This window comes from Anaerocolumna sedimenticola (assembly GCF_009931695.1).
In the GTDB taxonomy this organism is placed as follows: Bacteria; Bacillota; Clostridia; order Lachnospirales; family Lachnospiraceae; genus Anaerocolumna; species Anaerocolumna sedimenticola.
In genome coordinates, this window is record NZ_CP048000.1 from 562,205 (window position 1) to 577,886 (window position 15,682).

The following is a 15,682-nucleotide window of genomic DNA, read 5'->3' on the forward strand; positions in this document are numbered from 1 at the left end:
AGATAATAAAATATTAGTTCAAAATAGGAAGAGTTGGGATTCTATAGCCGATGATTGGTTTGGGTCAACTTCACTACCTACCTATGGCCCTTTATTATTAAAGCAATTAAATTATAGGACTCTTCTTTTATGAATTTTAGCATCGGTAAAACAACGCTAGTTAGTAAACATACAAAAAACTGTACGGAGATTGTTATGAAAAAAGAAAATTCAACTTTTATTTTTCTTGTTATATGGTGCATTTTGGTGATTACTTATTTTACAATCTTGAAAAATAGTTGGTTTCTTCTGGTTTCAACTAATGTACTTCTACTGATAAAATTATTTTTAGATTACAAAGATAACAGAAAATAGAGGTTGTTTAGAAAATCAGTTAAGAGAAAATATTATTTGCTATTTGGGATTGTTATGAAAAACACATGAATTAAATATGTATATTTCCATTAATTAATATACTAAGAAGGAGCATCTGAATCTTGTATACTTCAATCTATACGGAAGAAATTCCTGTTTTGTTAGAACAACTGGCAAATACCACTGAAATGCAGAGATTATCTGACATCGGCATGCATTGTGGTTGTGAATACACTAATTATCCATTTTACCAGATGGAAAAAATCCGCTATACACGGTTTACACATAGTGTAGGTGTTTCAAAGATTGTGTGGAATTTTACCCACGACATTCGGCAGGCTATAGCTGGATTGTTTCATGATATAGCAACACCCGCCTTTGCACATACCATCGATTTTTTGCAAGGTGACCATTTAAGACAAGAATCAACGGAAGACAAAACCCTGCTATTTATTGAAAACTCAAGGGAAATCTCCGTTCTTTTGAAAAAGCATCATATAAGGATTGATGACGTTTGTGACTATCACCAATATCCAATTGCCGATAATGGTACTCCCATGCTTTCGGCTGACCGCCTGGAATATACCTTTGGTAACGGCTACTGCTTATACAATATGGGGCTTGAAATTCTAAGCAGTCTCTATAAAGAATTGACCATAGCAACAAATGAACATGGAACGGAAGAACTCTGTTTCCAATCCATTGATGCCGCTAAAAAATTTACGGAAATTTCCTTGCGGAACTCTCACTTTTTCGTGTCAGATCAAGACCGCTTTTCAATGCAGTATTTAGCGGATCTCATACGCCTGGCCATAGAAAATGGCGTTCTGTTGCAAGATGATTTATATGAAACGGAAAGTAAAGTTATTAAGAAACTAAATAATAATAAACAGTTATCCGAACTATGGAAGAACTATACGGAACTCACCGCCGTTGCAGTTTCGGCGGAAAAACCGGAAAACAAATATAGTGTCAATATCTCAGCCAAAAAACGGTATATTGATCCGTTAGTACTTTGTGACAACAAAACAAAGAGGCTCACAGAGATCGACCTTGGTGTTCTTGACCAGATACAAACATTTTTGAATATTGATTTCAATCAATGGATCTTTGCAGTATAAGCATAATGCTTCTTAGTAATACTACATTTTTAAATAATAACCGACTTATGCTTATGATGTAACAATAAAATTACTCCTTTTGTGCTTAACTCTTCCATTATGTACTCTTCTACCCGAAGAGTATTATACAAACGAAAGCATTCATTATAACGAATATCACCTTTCATAGGAGAAAAATCATGGAGAATAATTCCAATGTAATCTCAGCCATAGAAGAATATTGTTTGAAACACCCAGGTGCTTATGAAGCAAGACCCTTTGGAGAATATCCGATTTGTTATAAGGTTTTAGGAAAAATATTTGCGCAATTCAACACAGAAGAAAAATTTTATAAGTTAACATTAAAATGCGAGCCGGAGAAAGCAACTCTTTATCGGCAGCTTTATCCGGATATTATAGTACGTGGATATCATTGTCCGCCGGTTCAGCAGCCATATTGGAATACCATTAATCTGGATGATTTCTTCAATATGGACATGTTATTTCAAATGATTGATGAGGCATATGACGCTGTTATTCATAAATTCAGCAGAAAATTAAAATCCGAGTTACTTAATCTATCCGAATTAACATTTAAGGATACGGACGGGGAAGATCCGGATTTTGCAATGCTTTGTGGCAGGCTGGATCAAACCCTTGACGAAATCGTTGGGGGCAGGTTTCAACGAAGTCAGTATGCACAATATAATAAAAGAGACAGTATCCATGACGTGATTGTGGCTTATCGGGATGGAAAGCCGATTGCATGCGGTGCCTTTAAAATGTATGACGAAGAACATGCGGAATTAAAACGAATCTATGTAGAATCATCCCAGCGAAAGATGGGATTGGGTGCAGAATTGGTTCGTAGGTTAGAGGCAAAGGCAAAAATCAAAGGCTACCGGTGGTGCATTTTAGAAACCGGGAAGCCGATGGAAGCAGCCTGTCATATGTACAAAAAGGCAGGATATAAAATTATACCAAATTACGGACAGTATGCGGATAAACCTAATTCCATCTGTATGGAACGAAAAATCTGATACCAATTGGGAAACCATCTGCTAATATTATTTTTGAGGGAGGAAAAAAAGGATGAACATATGGAATGAGATGTTTAACAAGGCGAAACAGGTGCAAAATGCAAGAACCATTTCACCGTTTATTGATGCAGGAGGAGTTGCTGCAGCTATATTAACTGCTAGTAATAATATTTATGTCGGTGTCTGCATTGATACGAGTTCTTCGCTTGGAATGTGCGCTGAGAGAAACGCTATTGCTAATATGATAACCAATGGAGAAAGTAAAATAACGAAAGTTCTTGCAATTATGCCTGACGGAAAAGTTGGTCCCCCTTGTGGAGCTTGCAGAGAATTTATGATGCAACTAGATAAAGACAGTAAAGACATTGATGTGCTAATGAATTATGATACCTTAGAAACAGTAAAACTTGGTGATTTATGTCCGATTTGGTGGACAGATAGCCGTTTAAATTAAACCAGAATTTAAGTTTCAAATTATTTATACACCATGAAAGGAGAAAACTTATATGGTACATTTAGTTTATTGTGACAATACCGGAAAAAGCGGTGAACGCGAGCTGGATAAAATTATGAATGGAACAAAAACGATGGTGGTACGAGGTGCTGCAGGCCGAAAAATCCCTCACAGCCGAGTATTTGAGAGTGAAACTCTGTATTTTATGGAAAAGGGAACTGCTAACATTTCCGCTCTTGCAAAAGTAAAATCTGTTCAGAACTATGTTAAGCTCACTGATAGTGAAATAACAAAAATTCTTGCGGATAATCAATGCAAGCTCTGCTTAACGGATAAACAAAAGGAACGCTGGTTTAAAAAGTGCCTGTGTCTTGTAGCGTTTAGCGATATAAAAGTGATCGACCCTCCCCTTGCTTTTGACCATCAAGGTAATATGGATGATTGGCTGATTATTGATAAAATTGAAGATGTGGTTGTTGGAACCAGTATTCCGTACAACTATGAAAAGTCAAGGTTTTAGCTTATGGCTATGTGGAATCCATGGCGAGGCTGCCATAAGTATAGTGAGGGGTGTAAGTTCTGTTATATTCACAAGGGTGATAATAAACGCGGTACTGATACTAACACCATTGTAAAAACAGATAAATTTACCGCTCCCATTGATAAAAATAAAAAAGGGGAATACAAAATCAAATCCGGACAAGTAGTTTATCTTTGCTTTTCCTCCGATTTTTTACTTCCTGATGCAGACGCCTGGAGAGGTGATTGCTGGCAAATGATAAAGGAACGCTCCGACTTACATTTTATATTCTTAACAAAACGTATTGAACGTTTTACCGACTGTACTCCTGATAATTGGGGAGATGGATACGATAACGTAACGGTGGGTTGTACCATAGAAAATCAGGAAATGGCTGATTTCAGGTTATCCATTTTTAACAAGCTGCCTATCAAGCATAAAAACATTATTTGCCAGCCTCTTATCGAGCAAGTCACGATTGAAAAATATCTTGAGGATATTGAGCTTGTAGTGGTTGGCGGTGAATCCGATTATAAAGCACGGCCATTAGACTATGACTGGGTGTTATCTCTCCGTTCTCAGTGTATTAACGCGAATACTCATTTTGAATTCAGACAATGCGGTACCTATTTTATAAAGGATGGAAAAACATATACGCTTAATGTACGGCAGCTTTGCAGTCAGGCAAAAAAGGCAGGAATCGACTATTAGTTGAAGCGAATTAAAATACAGATTATTTATATGAGAGGAAGGTTGTCGTGGACAAGAATGCAGTTAATAGAATGAATATAGGCGCAGATGGGGTGGACTCCGCCATCACGACCCACATGGACAAAAATTCTGTTTATGAAACAAACAGCTTCTATTGGGACACAAAGGGAAATTCATTTTTAGGAGCAATCGTGCTTCCTTTCTATGGAGCATTTGTCTCAGAGGAAAAATGCCAACTTTTCGGCGATGTTTCAGGAAAAAAATTACTGGAGATCGGTTGTGGAAACGGACAATCCTTGCAATATCAGGGGGAGCGCAAGGCATCTGAACTATGGGTATGGATATATCGGAAAAACAACTCAAAAAGGCAAAACAACATTTAACGGCGTGCGGTCTTTCGGCAAAACTAATCTGTTCTCCCATGGAAGAAGAATGTGGTATACCAGTAAATTATTTTGACTTTGTCTATTCGATTTATGCCATAGGTTGGACTACCGACCTTGAGGATACTTTTTGCCGGATCGCTTCTTACCTGAAAAAAGACGGAATATTTATTTTCAGTTGGTCTCATCCGATACACAAATGTATTGCCGCAGAAAATAATATGCTTATTTTTAAAAAATGTTACTTCGATGAATCCTGGTATTCTGTATCTCTTGATGAGGGTGAACTGACATTATCAGACCGTAAACTATCAACTTATGTGAATGCGCTGGCAAAAGCGGGATTGGTAATTGAGCAAATGATAGAGCAATCTGATGATGACATTATTCAATCCTACGAAGGAAACAGTGATTTCGCAAAAAAAGCAAAAATGCTTCCTGTAACTTTTGTAATCAAAGCAAGAAAACTTTGAACTATTTAAAAATGGATTGGTAAGAAGTGTTCCTATCAAAAGGTATCTTTGTGGAAATGTACTTTTGTCCTGAATATAATTAGAAAGGAAGTTTGTGATATGAATATCGGTTTTTATGCTTGTCTTATTTTAGGCTTAATCTTTGCCATTATGACCATTTTATTTACCTTACTTGGTGACAAAGCAGCCGTTTTAAAAAGTATAAAACCAAATAGAGGCAGTCTCTTTTCAATAGCCGATTTGCTTATTGGCTTGGGTTCATGATATCATCTGAATATTACCTTGTTATAGCTTTGTAAGCCTGATTCAATCTCAAGAAATAACTTATGAATACATTGGTATTACCGGTATATTTATGTTAAAATTAATTCAAATAAATTTAATTAACCAGGAGTAATATTATGCATTTGTTTCATGCCAGTTCATTGTTTAATGAGGATGGAATAAAAGAAATAATAAGTATTGCGGGTAATCCGGATAAATTAAGAAATAAAATTATAGAAGCAAAGAAATTGCTTTTAAGAGCATATAATTTTCAAGCATATCACATACCGGAGGATTTTACTGCTGCTTCTTATATCATTGCAACGAATCATTTAACAGATTCTGATGCTCCCCTTATAATGAGTTATTATTATGAGATTATGCATCCAAGTAAAGATACTTATCCCGAGCTGTTTGTTTTCGCGAAAGAAGATTGCTTTAATGGTGTTTCCATACCCAAAGAATTAAAACCCATATTAGAGTTTGAGAAAGTTTTTGCAGTGGACCGGAAAAGTACCGGTGGATCTTTCGCAGCAATTAAAACAGCTGAAAATTGGTTTGCAAAGAGCGATAAACCAAAACATTTTTTAATATTCCCTCAGGGAACTATTTATGACATAAACAAAGATCGAGCAGAGGATATTGAACGTGGAGCTTTCTGGTTAGCCAAGTTACTTGGTATTCCTGTTTTGCCGGCTTTTATTGAGCAGGCAGTTGAGGGAGCCGGGAATCGTCTCGTATTTGGAAAGCCGATTTATATACCAGAAGACTGCCGGGACTTTGATCCACATAAAAAAATATGGTTAGAAAGAGTAATTGAAGCACAGAACGAATTAGGGACACTTACAGGAATCCCAGCAAGAGAAGCCGTACTTGATGAAGAACATCGAACGAGAAAAAGATTTAAACCAATTTAGTATCTCAAATAAGCAAACTGGGTAGTAACCTCCAAACGAAGTAATTATATTTTACATCAGTTTGGAGGTTTACTTTTGAAATACAAAGATCTCACAGCTCACTCCGTGCCCTTTTTCAGCACCTCGCTCATGGATATTTTCTCGAGCTTCTTTCCACACAGCCGCTTGGTTATCTCGTACACCGCAAAGATCACCACGAAGCTTATCAGGATATACAACGGGTTCACAATCATTGGTATCAGCATATTGGTTATATCTGCTACGTAACCATACAGGTTGTTCCCAAAGGCCAGCATGAACGGAAGCCCCAGCCAAAACCCGATGAATACCGCCGGTGTGGAACTGTTTAGAATCAGCTTCGCCACTTCTTTTCCGCGGTAGCCGAATACTTTCATTAGGGATATTGTGCTGCGGCTTTCCTCAATCATCAGCGATGTTATTAGGAAGATAATAATGACCGCAATAAGCACGGCTAAGGCCGTTACAGACGTAACTATGAGCGTCGTTGGCATGGCCAGGTCTTCATACGCCTCGGGATCTCTAGCATCCATCACACCGGCAAGCAGGCTTTCGTCAAAATCTATCTCATGGCTGCTGAGCACGGTCCGGTAGCTTCCGAGAGGTTGACCGGTCATACGGTTGAACTTATCAAGGGGCATAGAAACAAATTGCACACCGTAGGTTTCGACGATCCCATCGATTGTCAGATTGTATGATTTTCCATCCAGCTTGTTTATGAAACTAATCGTGTCCCCTTCCTTAAGCTTCAGCCGGCTGGCCAGCGGAGACGTGATATTTACCTGATCCCTGGACAGCGTGTTGCCCTCCATGTCGTTCATCTTGAAGCCGACGGAATCCAGCTCCATACCCATCAGGTAAAACTCAACCGATTCCCTGCCCTCGGGATAGCAGCGGATCGTGTTATATGGCTCCGCTCCTTCGGGAATCCCTCCATCCTGTAAATTTTGTACTTCCTTGAAGTTATACTCCAGGGGATACTGGTACATCGACAGCGCCCCTCTGTCCATCACCACATCCATCGAGTAGTTGAAGGTAAAACCATACAGCAATATCATTGACGCGGCGCTCACGCCCAACACTAAGAACAACAGACGCGGTATACTTCGTACCTGCTCGCGTATCCGGAATTTGGTATTGAATTTAAACCGATCCAGCCGGAATGTACGTTCTATAAAATTCACTTTTGTTTTTTGCTCGTCACCTTTCATCAACTCAACAGCAGCTTTTCTGAGAATCTTACGTATAATAAGAAAACTTGACAGACCGATAAAAATCACCGGCATCAAAACGGCAAGCGCCAGGTTTAATAGAGAAAATGTAATGCCTTTATCAGGCAGGATGTAATAAATCAACATAGAATCAACTACGGGTTTTACACACGGCAACGCAAGCAGTGTGCCGGCAAGGCCTCCCACCGCGGACATAAGCACTGGGATCGCTGTATAATGCAAGGTCAGTTCCCGTCGGCGATAGCCCAGGGCGTAGAGCGTACCTATGACCACACCGTCGGATTTGACCATGCGCCGGATCACCACCCCCACAATAAGACAGCTAAGCAGAAAAAAAGCAGATGATACAGGAAGGCTCATGCTCTGCATACTGTTAATGTTTGACCAAGGCATACTGACGCGCTTGTTATTTTTGGCGTCCAGCCATTCGGAAAGGGAATACCCTTTTTCGCTTAAAAGCCCATGCAGCTTCACTATCTGTTCATTAATATTTTCCCTGTCTTTAAAACGTACCCCATAGACTGTGACCGCCTCCGGGAATGCCTTAAGATCCGCGGCGGAAACAATCCCGATACCAAAACCGCTGGTTGGCAGCACATCGTAAAGGCTTTTGAGTATATAAACATAATTGGGTACGGCCATCGTTCCTACTATATTGAAACTTTTGCCGTTTAGCTCTATTTGACCGCCGATATTCAAGCCTTGTGTCTTACAAAAATACGGATCGAGTAAAATATCCCCCGGATTTTTAAGACCTCGCCCTGATAATACCGCCGGAATATTGATTTTGGAAGTAAGGTTCAGAAGCCTCACCTCCCCGTCTTGCAGTTTGACGTCGTACTGTCTATAAGCCTCTATCAGCGCGCCGGATTCTACCTCCATCGCCGCGATATCCGGGATGGGTTTATCTGTGGAAAAGGTCAGATCTTCCTGCCTGTTGTCTTTTGCAAACCCCACGACCAGTTTTTTAAGGTTATTGGCCACGCCTGTCGCCGCGATGAAATAAAAGCTTCCTAAAAGAATCAGAATAACGATGCCGATATACCGGCCCTTGTTTTCTTTTATAATACGCCATATGCGTTTTCTCAGTGTCATTACCATTCAATCCTTTCCGCCGGTATAATCTTGGAATTTTGCAAGGCTTCCGTAACCTCACCGCTTCTCAGCCGGAACAGGTTGTGAGCCATACCGGCGATGGCGCTGTTGTGGGTGATCATCAGGATAGTCGTGCCAAACTGTTTATTAACTTTTTGGAGTAACGACAACACATCCCGCGACGTCTCAAGGTCAAGCGCTCCAGTGGGCTCGTCGCAGAGCAGGAGCTTTGGGTTTTTAACGATGGCTCGTGCAATGGATACGCGCTGCTGCTCGCCGCCGGAGAGTTCTCTTGGGAAACGGTTCTTTTTGTCAGAAAGTCCGACAGCAGAAAGCACCTCGTCTGTTTTAAGTGGATTTTTACTGATGTTCGACACAACCTCGATGTTTTCGGCTACCGTGAGGTTCGGCACAAGGTTGTAGAACTGGAAGACGAAACCCACGCTCTCCCTACGGTATTCAACCAGTTGATTGTCATTTAAATTTGTAATACGCTTGCCGTCCACCTCGACTGAGCCGTTGTCGGCTCTGTCAACCCCGCCTATAATGTTCATAAGCGTAGATTTACCCGAACCGGAGGGGCCTAATATTACTCCGATTTGTCCTCTTTCCATCTTCAGGTCCACACCTTTTAGTACATGGGTAATAATCCCTGTGTTATAGCTTTTTGTAAGGTTTGATACTGATAAAAACATATTTAACACCCTTTCCCTTTTTTATTGTTCAACATTTGATTAAATTCATTTTTTAGACTGCTCCATATCCGCTGTCGTTTCTGACATAAGTCAATATATAAATTTATCCGAGGTACCAGAACAAAGCGGATAAGTCCGCATCAACCTGTGAGATAAAGAAAGAGCCGATAACTGTGAACAATCTCACAGGTTATCGGCTCTGCGTCATAGCGTCTGGCTCTTTGATAACTGATACCTTCAGTTGTTTTACATTGATTAATGTTTCCTGTTTACACTTGGGACAAAATAGTGGAAAGTTTTCAAGCACCGTATCAAACCGTATCTTGACCCGTGTTTTGTTGCCACAGACCGGGCATAATATCCATTCATATTTATACATTCTAACCATTCCTTTACTTGTTGTTTTTTTGACCGCTAACATTTTAATGCCTGTAAACATTAAGCTGCTTTATGTTTATACGCTCTCATAGCGAAGATATATGCCACAAGCATAATCCCGACGCACCATGCAAGGGCAACCCAAATATCATTTCCGACAGGTTGCTCCGACAGGAGCGCACGGATAGCGTCTACTATCGAGGTCACTGGCTGATTTTCTGCAAAAGCGCGTACGACTGACGGCATCGTCTCGGTCGGCACAAACGCCGAGCTGATAAACGGCAGAAAGATTAACGGGTAGGAAAAGGCGCTCGCACCGTCCACCGTTTTTGCGATCAGTCCTGGAATCACAGCGACCCAAGTCAATGCCAGCGTAAACAGAGCGAGTATACCGGCCACAGCAAGCCATGGCAATACTCCTGCCGATGAGCCAAAGCCCATAAGAAGCGCTACGAGAATGATTACGATAACCGAAATCGCATTGGATACCAGCGAGGTCAGCACGTGCCCCCACAGCATGGACGAACGCGCAATCGGCATGGATTGGAACCGCTCGAATATGCCTCCCTGTACATCCCCAAACAGACGGAAAGCCGTATATGCGATACCGCTTGCAATCGCCATCAGCAGGATACCGGGCAACAAGTAGTTTACATAGTTATCCGTACCGGTTTGGATTGCGCCGCCAAACACATAGACGAACAGCAGCATCATCGCAATTGGAGTAATGCAGACTGTGATGATGGTGTCCATGCTGCGGGTAATATGGCGCATGGAACGTCCAAGCATGACTCCCATATCACTGAAAAAATGCTTCTTTATCATTTTCATTTATTTCTCCTCCTTTTTGCCTATGATTGCGAGGAATATCTCCTCCAATGTGGGTTGTTTTTCAATGTACTCAACCTTTGCGGGCGGGAACATCTTTTTTAACTCAGCGAGGGTGCCCTTAGCAATAATCTTTCCCTCATGCAGAATGGCAATCCGGTCGGCAAGCTGCTCGGCTTCATCCAAATACTGGGTGGTCAAAAATACCGTCGTTCCGCCGTCGGCAAGCTCTTTAACAATTTTCCATACCTCGATGCGCGCCTCGGGGTCAAGCCCGGTGGTCGGTTCGTCGAGGAAAATAAGCTGCGGTTTTCCTATAAGGCTCATGGCGATGTCAAGCCTGCGGCGCATACCTCCCGAATAGGTGGAAACCCTGCGGTCGGCGGCATCGGTCAAGCCAAAGCGTTTTAACAGATCGCCAGCCACCTGCCGGGGATTGGCAAGGTGTCGTAGCTTGGCGATCATGATAAGATTTTCCCGCCCGGTCAAAATCTCGTCCACGGCGGCAAACTGCCCGGTCAGGCTGATTGACTGTCTTACATTGTCAGGTTTTGATGTAACATTAAAGCCGTTTATAGTGGCAATTCCGCTATCTTGTTTAAGCAGCGTGGTGAGGATTCTTACAATCGTTGTCTTGCCCGCACCGTTGGAGCCGAGCAGGGCAAAAATACTGCCTTTTTCCACCTCAAAATCCACGCCTTTCAGAACATCAAGCTGTTTGTAAGACTTTTTCAGTCCTTTCACTTCAATTGCTTTTTCCATACCGATATCCCCCTTTACTTTGTTTTATCCGTAACCTTTTTCATGGCCTTATTAGTTTCTTGGTTAACAGATTCTTGATAGACGTCAGCGTAAGTTTTTGAATCTTTGATTAGATCGTCGCAGAAAGCCGCTACGTCTCTGCCCGTCACTTCGAGTACGCCTTTCCCCAAGGCCGCGCCCTCTTCAAAAAGATCGACAATCCCCGAGAGTAAACCCGTCCCGTCGGTTAGCTCTACAGGACCAACCTTAAAGAGATATTTCTGAATCTCTTTATAAACAATCTGATAATCTTTAGGGAGCGCTTTGACGCGCGCCACGTGCGCTCTCCACTCTTTTTTGCCTTCGATAATATCTTGTATACTCATGTTATCCTCCTATTTACCTAATTTTTTAGCGATATTATTATTGAGTTGCTCGCGCCACTTGTCGCGGTAAGACTTTGCCCCTTCTTCACCGACCAGCGCCAAACAGAAGCCTTTGATATCATCACCCAAAACCTCCCCGACACTCTGACCGTCCGCCGCCGTTTCTTCGAGCAGGCCAAGCACATCGTCAAGAATTGGCATGAGGTTACGACCGGTGAAATCTGAGTACGGCCAAATATTGGCCTTAATTTTTTCCCATGCCGCTTGATAATCAGCCGGCAGCTGTTGGGCTCGTAATTCAAAAGTTTTTAATTCTCTAGTCATGTCGTTGCCTGTAATTTTATCCCAAAAATTCATTATTTTTTCTCCTTTAACTCGCTAATTTTTGTTGATACGAACTCCCATTTTTCCCAGAACTTCCTTAGTTCCTTGCGCCCTGCGTCATTAAGCACGTAAAATTTGCGCGGCGGCCCCATATCGGACGGTTTTTTTTCTATGTCCACAAGTTTATTCTTCTCAAGACGAACCAGAATGGTGTAGACCGTTCCATCCACAACATCTGAGAAGCCGAGAGCATTCAGCAACCTCGTGATTTCGTAGCCATAGGTTTCTCCTCGATTTATAATTTCAAGGACACAGCCCTCAAGCACACCTTTGAGCATTTCTGTTAGGTTTTCCAGTACAATCACCTCTTTCACTATTCTGTATAACTGATATTCAGTATTACTTACTACTGCTATATAGTAACACATACTAGTTGGTCTGTCAATAGTTTTTATTCTGAGTGCGGATAAATTGTTATTGACTTTTTTAGAATTATAATATGTCAAATGTTAATACATTATTAGAAATCGCAATTAGTGAAATATCTAGCAAAGAAGGCATTTTCAAAGGATGTCTAAAACATCTGGTTGATACAGGTATGTTAGAGCATGTCTCCAGAGGAGTTGCCATATTTTATGAAAGGAAAGAGATTCGGATATGCAGATTCTATCAGAAGCATTTAAAAGATATGAAAAAGAGAAAAAGAACCACTTGATACGTTAAAATTAGATTTTGATTATACAAAAGACATTACATTTGTGGATGTTTGTGAAACAGTAGATAAACTTATGGCCCGGATTTATCAAAAACCGGTTAAAAATAACCCCATATACGGAGTTATTTTTAACCGGCCTTTTTGTCTGCTCTTACATAGAAGGCATCAGCCGGAGGATTTTATCATCCCCGGGATTCGGAAGCCCTCTGCCGTCCGTGTTGCTGGTAGTTAGGTATATGGAACCATCCCTTGCCTGATAGGCTTCTCTTAACCGTCCGTAACGACCCTGCAGTAATCGTTCCACATTAACAGCCTGTGTCCCGGATTCGTCGAAGGTGATTGCCATGAGTACACTCCCTCGGAGTGTTGATACAAGCAGCTGGCCTATCCTGGGCCCTCCGGTTGCAAAGGCAATTCCCGCAGGAGCCCAGGTTCCATTTCCGCTTTGAACGACAGGTTTAATAAAATCATATCCCTGTATTTCTTCATCACCTGTAACAATCGGCCAGCCATAGTTGCCGCCCGGTTGTATGATATTAATTTCATCATGGCCTGTTTCTCCATGTTCCGAGGCATATAGTACATTATTGTTATTCCAGGCCAGGCCCTGAGGATTTCTGAATCCCAGGGCATAAACCGGCGAACCTGGAAAGGGGTTATCAGGCGGAATACTTCCGTCTGTTCCGATCCGCAGAATTTTACCTGCCGGACTGTTGATATTCTGTGCAAGATTAAGATCACCGCCATCCCCGACAGTGATATACAGGTAACCGTCGGGGCCTATTTTTATCCTTCCGCCGACATGGAACTGGCCTGTCGGAATCCGGTCCAGAAGAATTTCCTCCTCTGACGCGGTATTATCCTCGATGCGCATACGTACCACACGGCTGTAAAGTCTTCGGTTTTCCTCATAGGTATACATAAGATAAATATACCCGTTTGAAAGAAAATCCCTGTCTAAAGCAAGCCCCAAAAGCCCACCCTCTCCCATGTTTACAAAAGGAGGGCTGAATGTATACAACGGCTCCGGATTTAATATTCCGTTTTCTATGACCCGCAGGTTTCCGTTCCGCTCCGTAAAGAACAGCCTGCCGTCTTCACTGATGTCCACTGCCCAGGGTATATGGAGGTTTTCTGCAATAACCTGAATTTGAAATGAAGAAGTCTGAGAGTTAAGTATACCCAGCCGGATGTAATCCTTATTCCGGTACCAGGCAAGCATATGGCTTAAGGTGGTAAAACTTCGGTTAATCATGGCTTGTTCCTTGCTGCTGTTTACCGGCATAAACTGCCGTATTCTTCCTAGCATTATATGGCAGGAAGCAGAATTATGTGCCAGTAAAAAAGGGCTTAAGAAATCTCATATCTGATGTACATTTGCCCTTGGAATTTCAGGCTGTTACTATGAGTTGAAACAGCCGTTTATGGTTACAAGGTGCATCCAGAAGTCATGTACGAAGTTTCAGCAATTTACTTATAAAAATCACAATTGTGCCAAATAAAAGTATTAAGAATACCGGAAGAAACCACGCCGGCATCGGTTTTGTCAATGCGGAATTTACAGATATAAAAACAAAATCGGCAACCACAATCACTTTTAAAGTAACAAGCATATTCTTTAATAGGCGATATACCTGTTCCCTGTTTTTCTCCGTAACCTGGATTCCGGTATTCCAGGCCCCGGGGAATCTTTCCAATACTGACAGTGCAATATAAAATAAAACACTAATGATTGGACATAACCATATTTCATTTTTATCTCCCCATCGGTCCACCGTACCGAGAGCATTATAATGTCCTGGTATTTTATCCGGGATATTACTCCAATTTAAAATTAAATATAGGAATACTCCAATTAACAAGATAAAACAAATGCTATTCATGAAAATATCATACTTTGTTTTTTTTATAATAAATCTATCTTTCATAAAAAGCTCCTTTTTATTTGTATCTGCCTCTTATCTGTCACCTATAATACAAGAAAATAGATGATAGAAAATCGTTAATCATTTCTTAACAAAAAAGTATATTAACATAGTAATATTGTAGCATAAGAGAGAGGAAAAGTCATACATTATCATTTTGAAGCTGATTGTGGCAGAATCACTTATCTGCCACGACCTTATGTACCGTTATGTGCGGCAAACGAGTGAGAACGTGTCTTTTGTTGGATAATAATCACACCCTATTTTGATACCCTAAAATGTGATAAACATCTCTAACCGGAAGAAACACGCTTTGCGAGTTTCTTCGGTTCGCGTGCGCGTTCGAATTATTGCAAGCAAGCTTGCTAATTCTCACTTTGCTTTCGCGGAAATGAAAAAGGGCACCGCATTTGTGCGGCAGCCCCATTTTTACAGTATGTAGCTCAATCTTAAAGTATTTATTCCCTTACAAATCTCAGAAGATCTTCTAATATAGCATGATATCCATTCCCATACATGTGCATTCCTTCAATAGAGTACTCCGGTTTTAAATTTCCGCTTCTGTCATAAAGGTTTCTATTAATATTAATAAAATGTATTTGATTTTTTTCAGCCATCTGCTCCAGGGCAGAATTAGCTTCATTAATTCTTTTGTTTGTTCTGATTTTGAGCACCTGTTTCATATCTTCGTCTCCAAAATCATACTCCCCGTTAACCGGATAATACGCCATATAATAAATCTTACATTCCGGTAAATGCTCTATGATCTGTTTTATAATAGTTTCACAGCGGCCCATGAGAGCCTCCAGTGAATAATCCGGTTCATTTAAATCATTCGTACCGATATTAATAAATACTTTGGATGGCTCTAATTCAAAGATCATCACATCCAAATATTGCAGCATCTGAGTTGTTGTAAATCCTCCTATACCCCGGTTATAAATAGTTTCCCTGATATCATAATCCTGAATGAATTCATAAATCGGGAATTGTTCCATTAATGAAGATCCCGTAAACAGAATTTGACCTTTCTTAACATATTGGTTTAATATCTTATACCGATTAATTTTCTCCAGCTTTTCTTTGTCTAAAATCTCCTCCATCTCTAACTTTTCCCTCCTATGTTCAT

The 15,682-nt window shown here is 40.9% G+C and carries 21 protein-coding genes; 10 read left to right on the plus strand and 11 right to left on the minus strand.

Annotation, left to right across the window (positions count from 1 at the left end; translation table 11 throughout):
* The first annotated feature begins 476 nt into the window (after positions 1 to 476).
* From Ana3638_RS02385 to Ana3638_RS02420, 9 genes are all read left to right on the plus strand, one after another.
* Positions 477 to 1,475 carry an HD domain-containing protein gene (locus Ana3638_RS02385; protein ID WP_161836631.1) on the plus strand — a complete coding sequence of 333 codons (999 nt, stop codon included), beginning with the start codon at positions 477 to 479 and terminating at the stop codon, positions 1,473 to 1,475.
* Between the two features lie 179 nt (positions 1,476 to 1,654).
* The gene (locus Ana3638_RS02390) at positions 1,655 to 2,494 is read left to right on the plus strand and encodes a GNAT family N-acetyltransferase (protein ID WP_161836632.1); all 840 of its coding nucleotides are present in this window, start codon (positions 1,655 to 1,657) and stop codon (positions 2,492 to 2,494) included.
* A gap of 52 nt (positions 2,495 to 2,546) precedes the next feature.
* The gene (locus Ana3638_RS02395; RefSeq protein ID WP_161836633.1) at positions 2,547 to 2,948 is read left to right on the plus strand and encodes a cytidine deaminase family protein; all 402 of its coding nucleotides are present in this window, start codon (positions 2,547 to 2,549) and stop codon (positions 2,946 to 2,948) included.
* Between the two features lie 52 nt (positions 2,949 to 3,000).
* The gene (locus Ana3638_RS02400; protein WP_161836634.1) at positions 3,001 to 3,468 is read left to right on the plus strand and encodes a hypothetical protein; all 468 of its coding nucleotides are present in this window, start codon (positions 3,001 to 3,003) and stop codon (positions 3,466 to 3,468) included.
* A gap of 3 nt (positions 3,469 to 3,471) precedes the next feature.
* Positions 3,472 to 4,179 (plus strand): DUF5131 family protein, encoded by a 708-nt coding sequence (locus tag Ana3638_RS02405; protein ID WP_161836635.1) that lies wholly within the window; start codon positions 3,472 to 3,474, stop codon positions 4,177 to 4,179.
* Between the two features lie 47 nt (positions 4,180 to 4,226).
* Complete coding sequence (locus tag Ana3638_RS24860; RefSeq protein ID WP_246240717.1) at positions 4,227 to 4,562, plus strand: hypothetical protein; 336 nt, start codon at positions 4,227 to 4,229, stop codon at positions 4,560 to 4,562.
* Positions 4,511 to 5,035 carry a class I SAM-dependent methyltransferase gene (locus Ana3638_RS02410; RefSeq protein ID WP_246240721.1) on the plus strand — a complete coding sequence of 175 codons (525 nt, stop codon included), beginning with the start codon at positions 4,511 to 4,513 and terminating at the stop codon, positions 5,033 to 5,035. Before Ana3638_RS24860 ends, Ana3638_RS02410 begins: the two co-directional genes overlap by 52 nt.
* A gap of 99 nt (positions 5,036 to 5,134) precedes the next feature.
* Positions 5,135 to 5,299: a hypothetical protein gene (locus Ana3638_RS02415; RefSeq protein WP_161836636.1), complete on the plus strand. Its 165-nt coding sequence runs from the start codon at positions 5,135 to 5,137 to the stop codon at positions 5,297 to 5,299.
* A 137-nt stretch (positions 5,300 to 5,436) separates the two neighbouring features.
* Positions 5,437 to 6,216: a lysophospholipid acyltransferase family protein gene (locus Ana3638_RS02420; protein ID WP_161836637.1), complete on the plus strand. Its 780-nt coding sequence runs from the start codon at positions 5,437 to 5,439 to the stop codon at positions 6,214 to 6,216.
* A gap of 98 nt (positions 6,217 to 6,314) precedes the next feature.
* Here the strand turns inward: Ana3638_RS02420 and Ana3638_RS02425 are convergent, their stop codons facing one another.
* The 8 genes from Ana3638_RS02425 to Ana3638_RS02460 all read right to left on the minus strand — a co-directional run bounded on the left by Ana3638_RS02425 (position 6,315) and on the right by Ana3638_RS02460 (position 12,278).
* The gene (locus tag Ana3638_RS02425) at positions 6,315 to 8,561 is read right to left on the minus strand and encodes an ABC transporter permease (RefSeq protein ID WP_161836638.1); all 2,247 of its coding nucleotides are present in this window, start codon (positions 8,559 to 8,561) and stop codon (positions 6,315 to 6,317) included.
* The gene (locus tag Ana3638_RS02430) at positions 8,561 to 9,256 is read right to left on the minus strand and encodes an ABC transporter ATP-binding protein (protein ID WP_161836639.1); all 696 of its coding nucleotides are present in this window, start codon (positions 9,254 to 9,256) and stop codon (positions 8,561 to 8,563) included. Before Ana3638_RS02430 ends, Ana3638_RS02425 begins: the two co-directional genes overlap by 1 nt.
* A 190-nt stretch (positions 9,257 to 9,446) precedes the next feature.
* The gene (locus Ana3638_RS02435) at positions 9,447 to 9,635 is read right to left on the minus strand and encodes a cysteine-rich KTR domain-containing protein (RefSeq protein ID WP_161836640.1); all 189 of its coding nucleotides are present in this window, start codon (positions 9,633 to 9,635) and stop codon (positions 9,447 to 9,449) included.
* A 59-nt stretch (positions 9,636 to 9,694) separates the two neighbouring features.
* Positions 9,695 to 10,465, minus strand: a complete 771-nt coding sequence (locus Ana3638_RS02440) for an ABC transporter permease (protein WP_161836641.1) — start codon at positions 10,463 to 10,465, stop codon at positions 9,695 to 9,697.
* Entirely contained in the window at positions 10,466 to 11,224 is a 759-nt protein-coding gene (locus tag Ana3638_RS02445; RefSeq protein ID WP_161836642.1) for an ABC transporter ATP-binding protein, read from the minus strand.
* A gap of 14 nt (positions 11,225 to 11,238) precedes the next feature.
* Positions 11,239 to 11,589, minus strand: coding sequence for a DUF1048 domain-containing protein (locus Ana3638_RS02450; protein WP_161836643.1), 351 nt, complete (start codon positions 11,587 to 11,589; stop codon positions 11,239 to 11,241).
* Positions 11,590 to 11,598: 9 nt separating this feature from the next.
* The gene (locus Ana3638_RS02455; RefSeq protein WP_161836644.1) at positions 11,599 to 11,946 is read right to left on the minus strand and encodes a DUF1048 domain-containing protein; all 348 of its coding nucleotides are present in this window, start codon (positions 11,944 to 11,946) and stop codon (positions 11,599 to 11,601) included.
* Positions 11,946 to 12,278, minus strand: a complete 333-nt coding sequence (locus Ana3638_RS02460) for a PadR family transcriptional regulator (RefSeq protein ID WP_161836645.1) — start codon at positions 12,276 to 12,278, stop codon at positions 11,946 to 11,948. Before Ana3638_RS02460 ends, Ana3638_RS02455 begins: the two co-directional genes overlap by 1 nt.
* Before the next feature lie 134 nt (positions 12,279 to 12,412).
* Here Ana3638_RS02460 and Ana3638_RS02465 point away from each other — a divergent pair, with 134 nt between their 5' ends.
* Complete coding sequence (locus tag Ana3638_RS02465; protein WP_161836646.1) at positions 12,413 to 12,628, plus strand: hypothetical protein; 216 nt, start codon at positions 12,413 to 12,415, stop codon at positions 12,626 to 12,628.
* Between the two features lie 151 nt (positions 12,629 to 12,779).
* Here Ana3638_RS02465 and Ana3638_RS02470 read toward each other — a convergent pair whose 3' ends face one another.
* From Ana3638_RS02470 to Ana3638_RS02480, 3 genes are all read right to left on the minus strand, one after another.
* Complete coding sequence (locus Ana3638_RS02470; RefSeq protein ID WP_246240724.1) at positions 12,780 to 13,913, minus strand: PQQ-dependent sugar dehydrogenase; 1,134 nt, start codon at positions 13,911 to 13,913, stop codon at positions 12,780 to 12,782.
* A gap of 163 nt (positions 13,914 to 14,076) precedes the next feature.
* Positions 14,077 to 14,556: a DUF1648 domain-containing protein gene (locus Ana3638_RS02475; protein WP_161836647.1), complete on the minus strand. Its 480-nt coding sequence runs from the start codon at positions 14,554 to 14,556 to the stop codon at positions 14,077 to 14,079.
* Positions 14,557 to 15,011: 455 nt separating this feature from the next.
* Positions 15,012 to 15,656, minus strand: coding sequence for a GDSL-type esterase/lipase family protein (locus Ana3638_RS02480; RefSeq protein WP_161836648.1), 645 nt, complete (start codon positions 15,654 to 15,656; stop codon positions 15,012 to 15,014).
* Positions 15,657 to 15,682 lie beyond the last annotated feature (26 nt).

Coding starts and splice junctions, on each gene's coding strand:
- Ana3638_RS02390 (WP_161836632.1), top strand. CDS start 1,655: ATGGAGAATAATTCCAATGTAATCTCAGCCATAGAAGAATATTGTTTG.
- Ana3638_RS02395 (WP_161836633.1), top strand. CDS start 2,547: ATGAACATATGGAATGAGATGTTTAACAAGGCGAAACAGGTGCAAAAT.
- Ana3638_RS02400 (WP_161836634.1), top strand. CDS start 3,001: ATGGTACATTTAGTTTATTGTGACAATACCGGAAAAAGCGGTGAACGC.
- Ana3638_RS02405 (WP_161836635.1), top strand. CDS start 3,472: ATGGCTATGTGGAATCCATGGCGAGGCTGCCATAAGTATAGTGAGGGG.
- Ana3638_RS02410 (WP_246240721.1), top strand. CDS start 4,511: ATGGGTATGGATATATCGGAAAAACAACTCAAAAAGGCAAAACAACAT.
- Ana3638_RS02415 (WP_161836636.1), top strand. CDS start 5,135: ATGAATATCGGTTTTTATGCTTGTCTTATTTTAGGCTTAATCTTTGCC.
- Ana3638_RS02420 (WP_161836637.1), top strand. CDS start 5,437: ATGCATTTGTTTCATGCCAGTTCATTGTTTAATGAGGATGGAATAAAA.
- Ana3638_RS02425 (WP_161836638.1), bottom strand. CDS start 8,561: ATGACACTGAGAAAACGCATATGGCGTATTATAAAAGAAAACAAGGGC.
- Ana3638_RS02430 (WP_161836639.1), bottom strand. CDS start 9,256: ATGTTTTTATCAGTATCAAACCTTACAAAAAGCTATAACACAGGGATT.
- Ana3638_RS02435 (WP_161836640.1), bottom strand. CDS start 9,635: ATGTATAAATATGAATGGATATTATGCCCGGTCTGTGGCAACAAAACA.
- Ana3638_RS02440 (WP_161836641.1), bottom strand. CDS start 10,465: ATGAAAATGATAAAGAAGCATTTTTTCAGTGATATGGGAGTCATGCTT.
- Ana3638_RS02445 (WP_161836642.1), bottom strand. CDS start 11,224: ATGGAAAAAGCAATTGAAGTGAAAGGACTGAAAAAGTCTTACAAACAG.
- Ana3638_RS02450 (WP_161836643.1), bottom strand. CDS start 11,589: ATGAGTATACAAGATATTATCGAAGGCAAAAAAGAGTGGAGAGCGCAC.
- Ana3638_RS02455 (WP_161836644.1), bottom strand. CDS start 11,946: ATGAATTTTTGGGATAAAATTACAGGCAACGACATGACTAGAGAATTA.
- Ana3638_RS02465 (WP_161836646.1), top strand. CDS start 12,413: ATGTCAAATGTTAATACATTATTAGAAATCGCAATTAGTGAAATATCT.
- Ana3638_RS02470 (WP_246240724.1), bottom strand. CDS start 13,913: ATGCCGGTAAACAGCAGCAAGGAACAAGCCATGATTAACCGAAGTTTT.
- Ana3638_RS02475 (WP_161836647.1), bottom strand. CDS start 14,556: ATGAAAGATAGATTTATTATAAAAAAAACAAAGTATGATATTTTCATG.
- Ana3638_RS02480 (WP_161836648.1), bottom strand. CDS start 15,656: ATGGAGGAGATTTTAGACAAAGAAAAGCTGGAGAAAATTAATCGGTAT.